12 protein-coding genes are annotated in these 16,907 nt (G+C 40.2%); 9 read left to right on the top strand and 3 right to left on the bottom strand.

The window, feature by feature from the left end:
• Nucleotides 1-199 precede the first annotated feature (199 nt).
• Nucleotides 200-1,102 carry a GIY-YIG nuclease family protein gene (locus ACMA1I_RS18340; RefSeq protein ID WP_337069890.1) on the bottom strand — a complete coding sequence of 301 codons (903 nt, stop codon included), beginning with the start codon at nt 1,100-1,102 and terminating at the stop codon, nt 200-202.
• Between the two features lie 408 nt (nt 1,103-1,510).
• Between ACMA1I_RS18340 and tcmP (ACMA1I_RS18335) the strand changes: the two genes are divergently transcribed.
• The 3 genes from tcmP (ACMA1I_RS18335) (at nt 1,511) to ACMA1I_RS18325 (ending at nt 4,420) form a co-directional block, all read left to right on the top strand.
• Complete coding sequence (tcmP, locus tag ACMA1I_RS18335; protein ID WP_337069889.1) at nt 1,511-2,644, top strand: three-Cys-motif partner protein TcmP; 1,134 nt, start codon at nt 1,511-1,513, stop codon at nt 2,642-2,644.
• A gap of 53 nt (nt 2,645-2,697) precedes the next feature.
• Nucleotides 2,698-3,387 (top strand): three-Cys-motif partner protein TcmP, encoded by a 690-nt coding sequence (gene tcmP / locus ACMA1I_RS18330; RefSeq protein ID WP_414703939.1) that lies wholly within the window; start codon nt 2,698-2,700, stop codon nt 3,385-3,387.
• A 310-nt stretch (nt 3,388-3,697) separates the two neighbouring features.
• Nucleotides 3,698-4,420: a phage Gp37/Gp68 family protein gene (locus tag ACMA1I_RS18325; protein WP_337069886.1), complete on the top strand. Its 723-nt coding sequence runs from the start codon at nt 3,698-3,700 to the stop codon at nt 4,418-4,420.
• An 88-nt stretch (nt 4,421-4,508) separates the two neighbouring features.
• On the opposite strand, the gene ACMA1I_RS18320 is transcribed toward ACMA1I_RS18325, so the two are convergent.
• Both ACMA1I_RS18320 and ACMA1I_RS18315 read right to left on the bottom strand, forming a co-directional pair.
• A complete protein-coding gene (locus tag ACMA1I_RS18320) occupies nt 4,509-5,048 on the bottom strand; it encodes a recombinase family protein (RefSeq protein ID WP_337069885.1) in 540 nt (179 codons plus the stop codon).
• A 179-nt stretch (nt 5,049-5,227) separates the two neighbouring features.
• Nucleotides 5,228-5,863, bottom strand: a complete 636-nt coding sequence (locus ACMA1I_RS18315) for a hypothetical protein (protein WP_337069884.1) — start codon at nt 5,861-5,863, stop codon at nt 5,228-5,230.
• Nucleotides 5,864-6,733: 870 nt separating this feature from the next.
• Here ACMA1I_RS18315 and ACMA1I_RS18310 point away from each other — a divergent pair.
• From ACMA1I_RS18310 to avs2, 6 genes are all read left to right on the top strand, one after another.
• Nucleotides 6,734-7,615 (top strand): DUF2726 domain-containing protein, encoded by an 882-nt coding sequence (locus tag ACMA1I_RS18310; RefSeq protein ID WP_337069883.1) that lies wholly within the window; start codon nt 6,734-6,736, stop codon nt 7,613-7,615.
• A gap of 10 nt (nt 7,616-7,625) precedes the next feature.
• The gene (locus ACMA1I_RS18305) at nt 7,626-8,660 is read left to right on the top strand and encodes a DUF4917 family protein (protein WP_337069882.1); all 1,035 of its coding nucleotides are present in this window, start codon (nt 7,626-7,628) and stop codon (nt 8,658-8,660) included.
• A 510-nt stretch (nt 8,661-9,170) separates the two neighbouring features.
• Nucleotides 9,171-9,350 carry a hypothetical protein gene (locus ACMA1I_RS18300; protein ID WP_337069881.1) on the top strand — a complete coding sequence of 60 codons (180 nt, stop codon included), beginning with the start codon at nt 9,171-9,173 and terminating at the stop codon, nt 9,348-9,350.
• Nucleotides 9,347-10,357: a hypothetical protein gene (locus tag ACMA1I_RS18295; RefSeq protein ID WP_337069880.1), complete on the top strand. Its 1,011-nt coding sequence runs from the start codon at nt 9,347-9,349 to the stop codon at nt 10,355-10,357. The genes ACMA1I_RS18300 and ACMA1I_RS18295 overlap by 4 nt, the downstream gene beginning before the upstream one ends.
• 84 nt (nt 10,358-10,441) lie before the next feature.
• The gene (locus ACMA1I_RS18290) at nt 10,442-11,905 is read left to right on the top strand and encodes a VapE domain-containing protein (protein WP_337069879.1); all 1,464 of its coding nucleotides are present in this window, start codon (nt 10,442-10,444) and stop codon (nt 11,903-11,905) included.
• 239 nt (nt 11,906-12,144) lie between these two features.
• Entirely contained in the window at nt 12,145-16,896 is a 4,752-nt protein-coding gene (gene avs2, locus ACMA1I_RS18285; protein WP_337069878.1) for an AVAST type 2 anti-phage system protein Avs2, read from the top strand.
• Nucleotides 16,897-16,907: the final 11 nt, after the last annotated feature.

Genomic DNA, 16,907 nt, shown 5'->3' with positions numbered 1-16,907 from the left:
AAGAGAAAATAAGGCTACGCGTACAGAATGCCCGTGACAGAATTATGATGGTCGCTTGTGGTTTACACAACCTGCGAACCTCCTTTAGGAAAATCAATAACAATTAATCAGAATACACTTTAATGCGAACCTGAAATTTTTATCAAACCGTTTGCGGCTTTAATTTAATGCCATAGTAAAAAAGTAACAGTTGTGTATGTTAACAGTTTATATCTGAGATTGGGGCTTCTATAGCATTAGTCATAGACTCTGTCTCGGATTCATAGCCCTTCAGAGTTCGCCCATTCGGAAGTTTCCATTCGATTAGTCCGTTCGCGTTTCTCCCCATGACCACCGCTGCTGCGGTAGAGGGGCTTCCGAAGATGTAATCGTCATTGAGCATTAGGATTTCACCATTTTGGCTGATGATACCTTTTTCAAGCAGATCTTGCCGCAGCCTATTCAGCGACGGAGAGAATGAAGCAACGGTCGTGCTGGCTAGTGCCGATCCTCTGAAAACTACAAAACCCTCCGATGTTGGCTCACCGTAAGCTTTGGCCCCGCGCGGCGCGATGATGCTGAAGTACTCCTCCCTTTGCTTAGCCTTCGATTTAAATTCCCTTTTTTCTTCAAATACCTTATGGCCAAGCGTATTCACCAGCAGCTTGATGTTTTCGAGAAACTCTTCCATCTCGGCACGATCTGGTTCTGAAATAGAGGATAGTGTCGGAGTGACACTGTTTTCTATCTTATACCTATTCGAAGTTTTGGCCAATTCGTACAGTCGATTCTCCAGATACTTAATATGAGCTTTGTTCAGGTTCTCGTCCTTGCTAACGAAAACAACTGCCTCATTCCAGAAATCCTTCTGTGTTAAGTGCTGACCAAGCCGTTTTAAAATGGTCTCTGCCTCTCCAATGTATACCTGCTCTTGGCCTTCAGCATCTCTTCCCAAAAGAAGATATACGCCTGTGTTGAGCAGGTCGGCCCGATCTGAGCATTCTTTAACTTTGATGCGTGGGATCTTGTAAGCTTTTCCAGTCCAGTTCGACAACTCACATGTCATACGCCCATTTGGGTCACCATCGATCAGGAAGATCTTAATTGTTTTTCCAAATTTCATCTACGGTAGGGGAGTAGGTTAATATCGCAAGTAAATATATTTATTTATATCAGCAGCATTAATATATTTTTTCAGTGCTTTTAAAGCTTGAGCATTTATCTTCTTAAATATCAATCTAACCGATTGTTGATCCTGATTTTAAGGTATACCTATTATTGTGCATCATATCACCTTTGGAAAGTGTTCGATTTGATTTACAAAATTAACTATACCTTGTATTAGTGGGATAGGTATTCTACCACCCTAAAAATATGAAACGCTCCTGCAAGGAGGATCTGCTGGCAACAATAAAGCCATCAAAGGGGTAGAGAAAAAGCCAAATTTGATTCTTATGGAATTCTTATAACATTAGATAAAATAAAATATTTAAATTATCTTATATCATGTTTTAACTTTATTAGCTAGCCTGTGGCCTCTATTGCTCCTGAAGAATTCTTTAAACAGAAAAGAAATACCTCTGAAATAAAATCTGAGGTTATGAATAAGTATTTTAATGCTTGGTGCGGAATCCTGCTACACGGGCAAAAGTTCAAGAAGATCAACACCGTCTTGTACATAGATTTGTTCTCAGGCCCAGGATATTATAAAGATGGAGAGCCTTCGACTCCAATTAAAATTTTAAAAAGCATCCACGACAGCACGGGCAGAACCATTGACTTGAACAAATGTGTCAAAACGTTCTTCAATGATTCAACCAAATCAGTAGTTGAATCATTGAGAAATAATATAAATAACCTGCCTTATTACGATGATCTATATCACGTACCATTAGTTCTCAATGAAAAAGCTAACCAGCGACTATTGGAGAACCTGATGAATGACCATTGTCCCTCTTTAACATTTATAGATCCTTTCGGCTATAGCTTTTCCCAACAGATGCTCCTGCATTCAGTAAAAAATTGGGGTTCAGATTTGTTCATGCTTTTTAATGTCAATAGAATACGGTCGGCGGTACTAAATGACAACGTCAATAAATTGATGGAAGAGATATTTGGTCACCGTATTAATCTCATCAGGGAATATTATGCTCGGGAGAAAAGACCTAAAAAGAGGGAAGACTTTATAATAGAGACTTTTGAAAACGTTTTCAAGGAAAGAAAGTATCTAACGTTTAAGTTTAGGATTAATTTTCCGAACAAGAACCAGACCAGTCATTATCTATTCTTTGTATCTAAAGCTCGAATCGCATATACTAGAATCAAAGAGATCATGGCCAAGTATAGTGATTTTCAAGAAGACGGAGTCCCCTTGTTCGGTGCTAACCTAAGGCAGCTGCGCATTTTAGTACCAGAATATCACAGGTATCTTGATTACTCTATTATTAAATTAACGGAAATAATCTACAAGAACAAAAATTTGTTTGAAGGAAAATCCATACATCAAATTTTTGAAAGCCATCACATTGGCACAAACTACATCAGGGAAAATTATAAAGCAGCCATTGAAAACTTACGTGAGCAAGGCTTGGTCATTCTTGTCGATGCTAAAAGTGGTAAATCCATTAACAAAATCACATATACATCAATAGCAAAATTTTCTTGATGCTACAAATATTAGCATAAACTAATAGTATTAGCGTATAATAAAGTATCTTTATGGGAACTAGTCAGAATAAGTTCGGCGGGGTTTGGACGCAGAGAAAGATCGAGATCTTTATGGAATATGTGAACGCATATCTTACCATTATGAATAAGTATAGTTTTAAATTAATTTATTTTGATGGGTTTGCGGGATGTGGCACGATAGATATTTCACAGGCAGAGAAACCTAAGCTTGACCTAGGAAATTCCAATACCCTAATTGAAGGAGTGGCGACAAAAGTCATAGGAAGTGAACATCTAAAACAGTTCGATATATATTATTTGGTTGAACTCGATGAAGTTAAATGCCAGGTCCTAGCTTCTTCATTGAAGGCAAAATTCCCAACCAAAAGAATTCACTGTGTCTTCGATGACTGTAACGAAAAGTTAAAATCATTATCTTTTTTCTTGGGGCGTAGTGCAGACTATAGAGCATTGGCTTTCATTGATCCGTTCGGGATGAGTCTAGACTGGGAGTCTTTGAAGGCATGCGAAGGACAGGGAATAGACCTTTGGGTATTATTACCCTCTGGTGTCGCTGCCAATAGGTTACTCACAAAAGATGGTATTATTTCAGATGCTTGGATGGGTAGGTTGGAGCGGTTTTTAGGTTTAGATGAGGTTGAAATCAGGAGGCTATTCTATAAGACCTCTACCACNGTTACTCACAAAAGATGGTATTATTTCAGATGCTTGGATGGGTAGGTTGGAGCGGTTTTTAGGTTTAGATGAGGTTGAAATCAGGAGGCTATTCTATAAGACCTCTACCACCATGACTCTGTTCGGTGATGAGGTTTCGGAGTTAAAGAAGCAGAACGATAGCATAAACAGGTTAGCTGAGCTATATTCGCAGCAGCTTGGCAAGATATGGAGCCATGTAAGCAAACCTTACATAATGAGGGGCAGCAACAGGAACACACTATACCACTTCATCTGCGCGAGCAACAATAAAGCTGGCTTACGCATCTCCAATGACATAATACGGAAGTATTCAATTAGATAGCAGAAATAACTTATGGCAGGATCAAGCATTGAATGGACGGAGGTCACATGGAACCCGACTACGGGCTGCACCAAGATATCTCAGGGATGCAAATTCTGCTATGCCGAGGTCATGACCAAAAGGTTGCAGGCTATGGGGGTGGATAAATACAGCGGCGGCTTCAAGAAAGTAGCAGTACATCCAGAGGTGTTAGATCATCCTCGCAAATGGCGACCGTCAGTGATTTTTGTTAATAGCATGAGCGACCTGTTCCACGAGGACGTACCGTTAGATTTTATACAGCGTGTGTTTAAAGTAATGAACGAGTGTCCGCAGCACCAGTTTCAAGTACTCACTAAGAGAGCGGAGCGATTGGAAGAACTGGCCCCATTCCTCAACTGGTCATCTAACATCTGGATGGGTGTCTCAGTTGAGAACGAGGAGGTAGCCTTCCGTATAGGCCACCTGCGCAGAACGGCTGCCTTTATAAAATTCCTTTCCCTTGAACCTTTGATTGGCCCATTAGCTAACCTAAATCTCCAGAATATAGATTGGGTGATCGTAGGAGGGGAATCAGGTCGGTCACCGCGGCCAATGTTGATTAATTGGGTACTGGATATTCAAGTGCAGTGCGAAAACGCTAAGGTTGCTTTTTTCTTTAAGCAATGGGGAGGAAAAAATAAGAAGGTAGCAGGAAGGCTTCTCAACGGAAAGACGTATGATGCTATGCCTAATAAACTTATTAACTATAAATAGATCATTCTTGCTCAGCAAGACACTCCTTCACCTTGCTGATTGTAGACATACCACACCTGCAAAGTCTTTTAACCTCTGAATAGGACATTCACTGGGCTAGGTACTTCTGGATATCCTTATGCTTAGAAAGAAATCTCTCCCTGCTTTCCGTAGAGCCATCCAACCTGCCAGTGTGTAATCCTTTACGCTTTCTTTCTTGAATTCCACTTTTGATTCGTGCGGAAAGCTGCTCAGACTCAAGCCGTGCCAAATCCGATACGATTGTAACTATGAGGCGAGAAAAGATATCATCCTTCGGATTACCCGCATTCAGGGTGATGTTCAGGTTGTGAATGTAGAGCTGAGTGCCTTTCTCTTCCAGCCGCTTCAGCAAGGTCAGCGTCTCATGCGTATTTCTGCCAAGGCGGGAGATTTCATGCACCATAATTGCATCAATACCATTTTCCTCTACATACCTCAACATTGCCTGTAGCTGCTTCCGCTCTTCCATCTTCTTGGAGAAACCAGATATTTTTTCAGAAAAAGCCTTGATCACAGTAAATCCTTCCACCTTTTTTAGATCGTTCATCTGTCGATTAACGAATTGTGTTTCCGTGCTTACTCTAAGATAAATTACCGCTGTAGTCATTTTAAATTTGCTCCTGATATAGCATATGCTAAAACAGGAAAAAATATACCTATACATTATCACACTAAAAACTAATATATAGGAGTGATGTCTTTTCAGGAGTAGAAACATTGTTATCCTTGATCAACCGTGACGTATATCAAGGACTACGATGCTCCTAACCTATGCTTAAAGACAAATTATTTAAGTTGTCCCTCTTGCGAAAGCTGCTGGACAAAGGATCTAAAATCTTGTATCCGTTGCTGCTGCTCGTCTACTTTTTGTAAAAAGGGAACTGGTTGTTTATCAAAAATTATATCCACAGTTAAATCTACTGGCTTATAAGTGCTAGACTCTGAAGAATAGGTAATGTATAGAACACGGACCTGACGATCCTGCTGGTTTAGTATAGGAATATGATCTCGTAGCTTTTTTTCGAAATCCTCCACCGTCGCAAAGAAGGTGTACTCCAAATCAATTATTTTCGTAGGTTCTATCTTAACATTGTAGTTTCCGTTGGGTGCGAACGTGATGAGGGGCAATTCATTTCCGTCTGCTGTAATAGCTAAACTTTTAAATGTGATAATAACCTCTGCATCCTCATAATACTCAGCACCTTCCTGATCCGTAAATAGTATTTTAATAAAGTAATCATAATCAGTAGCATCTTCACGTTCGGCTATGTGCTGATTAATCTTATGCTCTAATTCGTGCTCTGGCGTAGTATATTCTATTATTCTATTATCTATTTTCGGTAATATATTTACCTTAACATTGTAATGGCGTTCTAAAGTATGGTTTAAATATTCGTTATGCATTTCCGATCCTCCCATCATTGAGCTTTTTATAAAGGTTAAGCAGAGCATAACTTAAAACCTCATTTTTCTTCATGTTCAATTTTCGTTGTAATAGCGCAAGCCTAATCTCTTCTAATTGCAGGTAACTGGCATAATCTATCTTAACGCTTTTGTATTGGTTCTTCATTTTAAGGAAATATATTTAACCTATATATATATAAAGTAGCCGTTTCCCTTTTGTCACCTACATTTTTATACCTAAAAATTCTACCTTATTAGCTATAACGCATGCTTCATACTACAACTGGTTTGGAAAACATACAACTCAATCCGTAAATATATAAGCTACCACACCCTAATTTCATCTTATGAAAATAATTGTTTTAGCTTAATGAACAGTTTTTGGCTCAATAAGTATGTTTCAAATCAGTAGACATTCCATTATAATAAATAAATTATATTGTCGTATGTCATGCGAGTTTGGGATAAGAACATTATTATGACCAATAGTAACACACATACAACATGCACTAATCCAGAAACAGAATCTGACATATCATCTCCAAGAATGAATTAAAATTAAATTATAAGCAGATATTCATTTCTATAAAAAACAACACATTGCAGCGGGATACTGTGCGATGTAGAATCATGGTTTTATTTGTAACCATGATTCTACATCGGCACAACCATTTATTTATGGAAGTTGAAATCGTTGTACTGGTCGTGTCGTGTGTCTGGAAAGAGACGTACTCCTGCTGTACTATGATAGTTGTGGTGGCAGAGCAATTCAAGATTAAATTATTGAAAACTGAATCAGAAAACCCAATGATGTCTCTTTTAGACCAAATAGTTTATAAATTCAACAGAGGGTAGACTAGATCATGACGAACATTAATAACCACTACAATGGCAGCGAAAGTTAAGTACGATAGAGAAGAAGTGCTACAGCATATCTTTAAACAAGAGTGGCAGCATCTTATTGAATTGCTTAAAAGCAATGAAGTAGTTGAAGGTATCTCAAATGATAATATAGCCTCCACAATTGTATCTGAAAACTTTATTAACGAGTTACTTAATGGAAGCTCGTTTGTAGAAGATAGTGACTATCCCTTTTTTTTAAGTCAATTTTACAATCTACATAGTGGTCAAAAGTTCAAGTTTTCTCTTGATGATAAGGACTATGTTAGGCTCGTTATTAAACTTGTGTCAGTATATTCAGTGCAGGGGGACTTAGACGCTGCTTATGGTTACGCTCAGTTGCTGCCTAATGAGGAAACCTGCAAAAAGATAATCTTAAAGTTTGAGAAGCACATTACACATGAAACCGAGCATGCGCAGTCAGATAACATTATCTTAAGGGAAAACAAAGAAATCTCAACAGTTGATCTCACAATCAGCTTATTTAAATCATCACAAGAACTCACATTCTTTCAAGCGGTAAGAACCGCTTATCAAACATATATGGTGTACCCCAATGTTGCACTAAGCGCAGTGATTAGTTGGGACGCGATTGCTGATTCTTTAACAAAAACAGAAAGGGATTACTTTTTTAAAGCACTGATAGATTGTGTTGTAATTGATCAGGCTCTAAATTATAAGCCAATAAAGTTCATTGAACTAGACAGCGTGTACCATGACTCAAAAGATCAGCAGCACAAGGATTTGATGAAAGATAGTATCATCGCCAAAGCGGGCCATAAACTGTTTCGAATCCGACCTCGCTACCAAGCCGCTTCTGAGTTAGAGTTTCTGCAGTTAATTCGGGAAAAAATAACGACAACTAATTAATGATATCTATATGATTCATTCAGAGAGCGATCTGGAGAAAATAGGTGTTTTCCCTTGGGAATGGGTCGCAGATAGCTTTGACGATGCCGATCTATTTCTTGGCAATGGCTTCTCTATTAATTTATGCCAAAGGCTTAATTACAATTCACTTTTCAAAAGATATATGGAGGGCTTGTCACCCGAGTCACAGACGATCTTTCAAGCATTTGGCACCACTAACTTTGAGCTAATCATACAGATTCTGAACAATGCGGAAACGGTAAATAAGCTAATAAATCATCCAACAAATAAAATAGATCCCCTGAAGGATGAGCTGAAAAGCGGGTTGGTAAGGGCTATAAAAGATAATCATCCTGAACACAACGAGCTATATGTTCCGCAATTGTCAAAATTAGCCAATGACCTTGAAGAGTTTAAGGACATTTATACAACAAACTATGATATTTTCCTTTACAAAATCATCCTTCAAACCATCTCAAAATATAGGGAGGAAAAGCTGCCAGATCCTTATGAAGATTATTTTTATGAGAAAATCTCACCGACAGAACTTGGCTTCAATAACATAAAGGTTAACGATGAAGCACGAGGGGTGTACTATCTTCATGGTGCTTTGTTTCTATATCCTACGTTTAACCGCGCAAATGTATGGAAGCTACGAAAGCTTGAAACATCGCCCATAGAATATATCGCTTTGATTAGAAGGCAAATTGATAATGACAGTTTCCCTGTCTTTGTTGCGGAGGGGGATTTTCAGGACAAAAAAGCTGCGATTGCCCGTAATCCGTATCTCACTTTTTGCCAGAATCGTTTGTTACAGGCACGTAGAAATCTTCTGGTATATGGCTTCTCATTTGGAGATTCAGATAGACATATTGCAGATGTAATCTCACGGAATAAATCAAAAAAGATTGCTGTGTCGATTTACAAAGGCAGTAATTCACTTGATCAGTTAGATAAGGAGGCATCAAGATTACGAGCGGTCTTTTCCAACAAAGAGGTTGTGGTCATAGATTCAGAAACTGTTCTTACAAACCTGCAACCTTAGCACCGACTGTTTCTGTACATCAATGCAAATTAAGATCAGGGTAACGCGAAAGCATTCACGTACAATGGCTTCTTCTTACCTGTTTCTTAACATAGTGCCTATGTAGTAGGTTATAATTAGTATCACACACAACCTACTACACAAAATCTATGATTACATCCTATAACCCCAATTTGTAGTAATGTAGTAAGTAGTAAGTATAGTTTTAACAGTTAAATAATGTATAGGTAAATAACAGGTAGATATATTGTATTCTGTTTGAAAACGTACCTACTACACTACTACCTACTACACTACTACCTTTTTATCACAAACCTTCTCTATAACGTGTAAATCAGCTTTCTGATGTAGCAGGCCGATCAGAAAGCTGCTACACCTGTGTTGATTCTCCTACAGAAAAAATAGTACCCTATATTTTAAAACTTTTCTGAAAACCAGCATAGAATATATGCAAGGGAGAAAATTCTCTCTGATATATACTATAAAAAACTACTGAAAATGGGGAAAGCGATGAAGAGCATAAAACATAGCGATAGCAAATATTTTACGCTGAAAATGAATAGGTCGAGCTTTTATGAATTCGAACGACTGCGCACGGAGCTGAGTGAGCAGAACAACAAAATAGTAACCAAGGTGGATATGTTAGACTACCTGCTGGAAATAGCCAAAAACAAAGCCGCAGCGTCATGATGCTATTCGTGAATGATGCTCTGAGGCATGCAACGAGCCAAGAAGAGCAGCAGGTGTTGGATCTGGATATAATGAAGCAACAGGTATCCATATGGAAGCCTACAGCGGTAGGTTCAGGCTTTTACTTTGCTAAGAACATCAGGTTCTCGGATATGGTAAAGCACATTGCGAAACCACACTTGTTGGATGTCAGGTTACAAGAAACAGTAGCGAAGGTGATTAGCGGCGAAGCAGCCAAGAAAGAACTTTTTGGCTACTGTGTAGCAACCTTTAAGCCAGACGAATGCAGCAAAGTGAGAAGGCTGAAACACAATTACAGCACCTACACCAAGCTGGTACAACTAGATCTGGATCTTAAAAACGAGCCAAACTGTACCACGGAATATGTAGAGACCATAATCAAAGACATATTTGAACTCACCGACCTGGGCAAGCATATCCTCTTGTGCGGCAAATCCATTAGCGGGAAAGGCATTTACCTTTACCTGCAATGTGACACGGATAATACGGAAGTGCTGGAAGTCGTCATCACTAGAGTTTATGAGCTACTACAGAAGGTATTCCAGTTTCAAAACCCAGCTAAGACGCTAGATACATCTGTCAGTGACGTTATTAACCGACTACGATATTATGCTCCAGATCCAGATCTGATAATTAACCCCTTTGTAGAACAGTTAAATACGGCAGGGATAAAGGCTAAAAAGAAGGCTTGCACCAGCAGCTATGTATCACAAGCAGGCAATACTTTCCGAGAACATGAAATCATTCGAGGCTTTGAAAACAGGCATCTGCTGGAGTACCACCAGGCAAATTACATTTCTGGTTTCCATAACGCTTTCCTGAAGTTCTCCAACGCCTGCATTGGAAAAGGTGTAAGTCGGGCTACATTGGAAAGGTACACGCAGCAGCGGTACGGCCAACTATACAACAGGGAAAAAAGAATGAGTTATTTGCCTGAGCTGATGCGAATTATAGACTGCGCAGAAAAAAATATACTCCGAAAATAAAACTTTTCTAAAATCAAATCTACAATGTAAAGAAAGAGAAGGTTCTCTTTCGCTCATGTAAAATATAAAAATAAATAATTACAAATGCTCACGAAGAATAACAACCACGCAAATGAATTGAGAAGCAACTTCAAGAACTATAATGGAGCAGGCTCCATTTTGAATCTAACTAAAGCAACTAGGAAAGCAGAGGAAAAAATTTACCAAGGTAACTTATCAACTCTATTGCATGAAGAAGAAAAAGAGGAAGACTTGAACCCTAACAAACCAGAATCTGAAATAGATGTGGTGAAAGAGTACATCCGCAGTAGCTACGACACTATCAGAAGAAATAAACTTACTAAAAGGATTGAGCTAAACCTGATGGGTGAAAAACAAGATCTTGACGATAGAACCGTAAACGGTTGGCTCGACCACCTTTGGAATTATAAAACGTATTCCCATACTGATGGGAGAAATGGAAAGGAGGTAATAAGGAAAGTCACTTTGGATAAGAACAAGCTATACACGCTGATCGACAACGAGAGCTTTTCCCCAAGTTACGATCCAATTGCCGAGTACTTTCAGAGAGTAGCTCCAATGGCAGCAGGTACTTCTGTAACACCAGAAATTGACAAGTTTATAGGGTGTTTTACCTGTGAAAACGATAACGAAGTAGTAGAACAATATTTCAAGGCTTGGCTGGCAGGGGTGTTTATCAACTATTACACCTCAGACAAGTTCGACGGTATCCTGATCCTGCAGTCTAACCAAGGTACAGGGAAGACTACAGCTATAGAGCATCACCTGCTGAAACCATTCGTGGACTATGTGACCAAGAACTTTGTATGGAGTACAAGCAGTAAAGACGAAATGATAAAGCTGGCTACATCTTTATTCATTTTCGATGATGAACTTTCAGCTACTAGGAAATCTGAGGTAGAGGAGCTGAAAAAGATTACCTCCCTCACCGTGATCAACAATGTCAGGCCGCCCTATGGCAGAACAGCAGAGAACTATATTAGGAGAACCTCTTTCATCGGCGCAACCAACAACACAAGTATAATTAATGATGTGACAGGCTCCCGTAGGTTTCTTGTATTGGGTGTTCAGGCGATTGATTTAGCTGCTGTGTCTAGAATAGATTACGACCTGCTATGGAGCGAGGCATACAACTACTTTCATGTACAAGGCAACAAAATCAGGATCGATTTTAAGGTAATAGAGGAGAACAACGAAAAGTACAAAAACATAGGTGCAGAGGACGAGTACCTTGATCGGCATTTTGACTTTACAAAGGAGGGTAACACCTGGTTGAGCGCGACAGAGGTTTTAGATTTTCTAAAGGAGCAGGAGCCAAACCTGTACACAGACCACTATAAAATCGGTAAAGCACTCAAGGCAAAGGGCAAGGAAGCACAAAGCAGACGGTTGAATGGAGGCGGCCCTACTAAACGTTACCACCTGCATCAACTAACGGGCACAACTAGCCAAAGGCCATTTACGTTATCCCACGGCGGGAACAGCGATGCCGCAACAGAATCTGATTATGATGCATTCTTTTTGTAAAAAATGTCTTCTCATTTTAAAACTTAATTTAAATACAGCATATAATAGGTAAGCGTTTGTAATTATTTAATTTATATGTTGATCGGTGAAAGACCTGCTGGTAATCTGGTAGGTCTTTTTATTTTTCAAAAGTGTAAGGCAACTACAAAAAACATTATGCTGTATTTTATTTGTCTATGTTATATTGCACTACAGTATATAATTATTAATTACAATTTCTGAATTAGAATCCCCCTTTGATGGAACAGGAAAACGATAAAATTTTATCGAGGCTTTCGGTACGTATCAAAAATCCAAATACGTCGCAGGTAATTGGGAGCGGGACAATCTATCATTCCAAGCATCTTCATAATAAAGTATATATCATTACTGCCGCCCATTGTCTGTATGCTGATGGCAATTCATTCCAGCAGCCGTTTGATAGCGTTGATTTAGATATCTATAACCCTTTAACCAATTCTTATCTCACAATAAACCAAGCCGTTGATCTTAACACTGTTAATCCAGAGGAGGAAAAAGATCTAGCGGTGCTGGTAACAGATCTTGAAAAGACAGAGGTAATCACTGGTTTGCTTCCCCAAATCATCTCAGTAAGGGAAAGGCGATCTGCCTCCCAGTTCGCTATCAAAGGCTTTCCCTCCGCCACGAATGGCGAAGAGTTGGACAGCATATATCCAGTATGGAAGCAGGAGATGACTGGATCTAAACGCTTTCAGTTGCAACTTCTAGAGGATTATAAAGGTTGGGCTACTAATGGTTTCTCAGGTAGCGGTATTTTCCTGCACACGAATAATATACTGTACCTGTTCGGTGTCTTTACGAGGTATAGGGAGGAAAGCAGGGGCAAAGTGATCTACTGCCAATTTATTGAAACAGTCAATGAGCTGTTGGAGAAGTGCTTCCTGCCAACTATACCATTCTCCTTTTTAGGTGAGCACGGACTTACACCAGAATTCTTCGATAACCATATCGCGGCAGCGGTTATGAACCTTGGCCCACGGTTCAACGAGAATCTGAACTTCCGCCTCTCCGTCGCCAAGCGTTTCAATGATATTGCGAAGGACGGCGTCTTCAAGGATAGCCTTATTAAATGTTTTGATAAATGGCTGGTAGCCGACCGCCCATATAACCAATCTACAGAGAAGGATCTCTTGTTTGATATTGAATCAGAAAACCATATCCTACGGCAATGGGCAATTGAGTCTATACCATTCCTCGGTTGGGCCGCAGATCAAAGAATAGAATTAGCACCACTTTTAGACCGTATTGAACAACTTGATGTTTCCATAAGGGAGAGGAGTGCTGAGCTTCAGGAAAAACAAAGGCAGGCACAACAACAACAAGAGGAGGAAAATAAGAGGGAGGAGGCAATGCGGTATAGTTACCACCCTCCGTTTGAGCGAGAGTTGGCTAGGCTGAGGGAGATCTATGACACGCACCGTCAGTTCCGCAATGGTTTGGATCAGTTCGACATCAATCTTGCCAACAACCCATATTTATTGATTGATGGTGAAGCAGGTAGTGGCAAATCCCATCTTTTGGGAGACATGGCGACTGAAAGAAATAGGCAAGGCCAACCTACCCTCCTTCTCCTTGGACAACTCTTTAGTAGCGGCCAGTCCGTGTGGCAGAATGTTCTGTCTCAGCTAAGACTCTCATGTTCGCCTGCTGATTTGCTTACATCCCTAAACAACATCGGAAAGCAGGTAGGCTCACGCGCACTGATCTTAATAGATGCAATGAACGAAGGCGCGGGCAAGGGGCTATGGCATGGTGAGCTTGCTGGTTTCATCTGTGAAGTTTCCAGATACCCGTATATAGGACTAGTTCTAACAGTACGGAGTACCTACTGGAATGCGATAGTGCCTAAGACACTTCAACGTGACCTGTATGTCACAAGGTTAACACATCAGGGATTTAAAGGGAACGAATATGCCGCCTTGCATTTATTTTGCGACTCCTATGACCTTCAGCAGCCAAATTTCCCAATTCTTACTCCTGAATTTACTAACCCGCTCTTTCTACTACTTATCTGCGAAGGTGTAAAGGCATCTGGTCGCCAAACCTTCCCACAAGGCTTCCAGGGGATCTTTGCCATCTTCCAATTTTATGTTGGGGCGATAAGCGAAAAGTTGGCTGACCAAAGAGATGAATACTTACGTCGACCAAAATTGGTGGAACAAGCCATCAGGGAGTTTGCTCAGGTTAGCTTCGCCCAAAGTAGAACGAGGATAGTTCCGCTGGAGAAAGCGGTTGACCTTTTTGACGAGAAATTCAACAGGCATCCATACCTGCTTGATGACCTGATCCGCGAAGGCGTTTTCATACAGAACAGCTTTACAGACTACAGTTCAGATAACGAATATGAAGGCATTTATTTTGCATATGAGCGGTTTGGGGATTATATAATTGCCCAACAGCTACTGCAGGATTTCACTAAACCAGATGAAGCGAAAACCGCGTTCAAAGAGGGAAACACTTTAGGAGCACTTATTGAGGAAGGCATTTGGAACAATGGCGGCATCTTGGAGGCGATGGCGGTGATCCTTCCAGAGAAGTGGGACCTTGAATTATTTGAAGCCTATAATTGGGTATATGCAATTGAAGATGAAACACTGCACGATAATATAAAACAGCAGTTATCACTTTACGTGCTGGGAAGTTTGAAGTGGCGCACTATCCAAAGCGTCAATGAACCCAAACTGAGCGAGTGGCTCAGAAGCGATGTGAGTGATATAGATGATGACTCTTACTTTCTTCTCCTTACGGAGCTAGCGACCATAAACGGGCACCCATTCAACGGAGATCGCCTCCACCAAATTCTTAAGAGTGCTCCCATGCCTGAACGAGATTCCTTTTGGCAGCAGCATTTGTTCTACTACAATGGAGAGAACGACAATGGTGATGGCTATCCCATTAGACGTCTCCTTGACTGGGCTTGGCAACCACTGGTCTCCCAAAGAATAGATTCTGAGACTGCCCGATTAACAGGTCAGACACTAGCGTGGGTATTGGCTTCTACCAACCGCACACTCCGTGACCAGGCCACAAAGGCAATGGTGAACCTATTGGAGGAACAGCTAGAAGCACTTGAATCTATACTCTCTACTTTCAGAGACATCGATGACATGTACATTGCTGAGCGTCTGTATGCTGTGGCGTATGGCTGTGCTTTACGTACATCCAACAATGCTTCTCTTGCAAAACTTGCTCAACATGTTTATGATTTAGTATTTAAGGAAGGCACCCCTCTAAATCATATCCTTTTGCGGGATTATGCCAGAAACACGGTGGAGTACGCTTTGTATAAGCAAGTGCCACTACAAGTAGATACTGCATTGATTTTACCGCCATATCATAGCAGAATGCCTGAAGAGATGCCGTCTGACGAGGAAGTGGAGAGACATAGGCCTGATCGAGATTCCCCTGATTACAGAGAAAAATACGCCAGTGCGGTAGATGATATTCATCACTCAGTATTGACATGGGATTTTAGCAGATATGTAATCGATCCAGCTCTGTCCCATTTCTCACCCATCAGCTTTACCGTTGAGCAGGAGTATAAGTCATTCCTAAAGTCATTGCCACCTACGAAGAGGGACATGGTAAAGTCATTCGCAGAGCTTTATGAATGGCAGGACTTTTCATCGAGTGAAATTACTAAATACACCTATGATTTAGAAGAGAATACATTTGTGTACACCCCCAAAAAAAATAGTGGGATCTTTATTGAAGCAGAAGATTTTTTCAGAAATAATTTAACAGAAAAACAGCAAGGTTTAATTTATAAAAAAATTGTACCTCACCTTGAAAGCATAAAATGCTCCAAGGATCGGAGCCAAAACTCTGTGGAAACTTATCCATTGAAGCGTTGGATCTTTAAGCGGGTGATGGAATTGGGTTATGACCCTGAGTTACACGGCTATTTTGACTCCAAACGTAGTAGCCATTATGATCGATTTAATAACAGGATCGAACGTATCGGTAAGAAGTATCAATGGATCGCCTTCTACGAAATCATGGCAATAGTATCAGATAATCACAAGATACGTGAAAGATGGTCCTCTAAAAACAAACTTAAATATTATAATGGCCCGTGGGAGCTTTTGCTTCGCGATATAGATCCTGTTTTTACCTCTAGATCGAAAAAAACGGAGGAAGATCCTGACAAGTTAGATACTTCAACCACTCCCCCAAATTGGTGGCTAGATAGCCAATACACTTACTGGAACGAACCTGCGTCTAAATGGGCAACTACTACAGAAGACCTTCCTGACCCCAAAAATATAATACTGAGGACAGACGAGACTAATCAAGAATGGTTATACCTAAAGGTAAATGTGAACTGGCAAGAACCCAAACCACTTGGTTTTGACAAATATAAGATCAATAGAAAAGAAATTTGGTACCTGTTACAAGGATATCTAGTAAGAAGAAAGAACAAGGCAAAGGTTGTCGAATGGCTTCAGGAACAGGAGTTTAGAGGCCACTGGTTGCCAGAGAGCAGTACTGAGACCGAGTTACTTAATCGTGAGAACTATTGGTCTCCGTTCTCAAAAGCACTACAAAAAGAACAAAACGTTTGGGTGCCGTTAGGAGAATCGAAACATAAAGTAATCATAACCACATCTGAGGCCGTAGGCGAAATGAGCCAGGATAAGTCAGGTGCGCATTTCTACTATAGTATGCCATGTCGACCTATCTTCGAAGGCATGGGGCTACAGTATGCCCCTATTGACGGAGAGTTCAAAAACGATTTAGGTGAAATAGTCGCTACCAACATCAACCCTAATGGTGTGCTTATCCGCAAAACTGATTTGATCAATTTCTTGAACGAGAATGACCTTGATATCGTCTGGTGTCTACTGGGAAAAAAGCGATCGTATGCAGGAGACGATCGTTCTAACAATTATTTCAGCACCTTAAGTGGTGTGTATTATCTTGAGGAAAGCAAGGTTACAGGAGGCTTTACTCTGACAGAAGATGAATAATACTTATAGAT

The organism is Pontibacter sp. 13R65 (assembly GCF_047525655.1).
Taxonomy (GTDB): domain Bacteria; phylum Bacteroidota; class Bacteroidia; order Cytophagales; family Hymenobacteraceae; genus Pontibacter.
The sequence above is the reverse complement of the archived record's forward strand: the minus strand, read 5'-3'. Positions and strand labels throughout refer to the sequence as shown.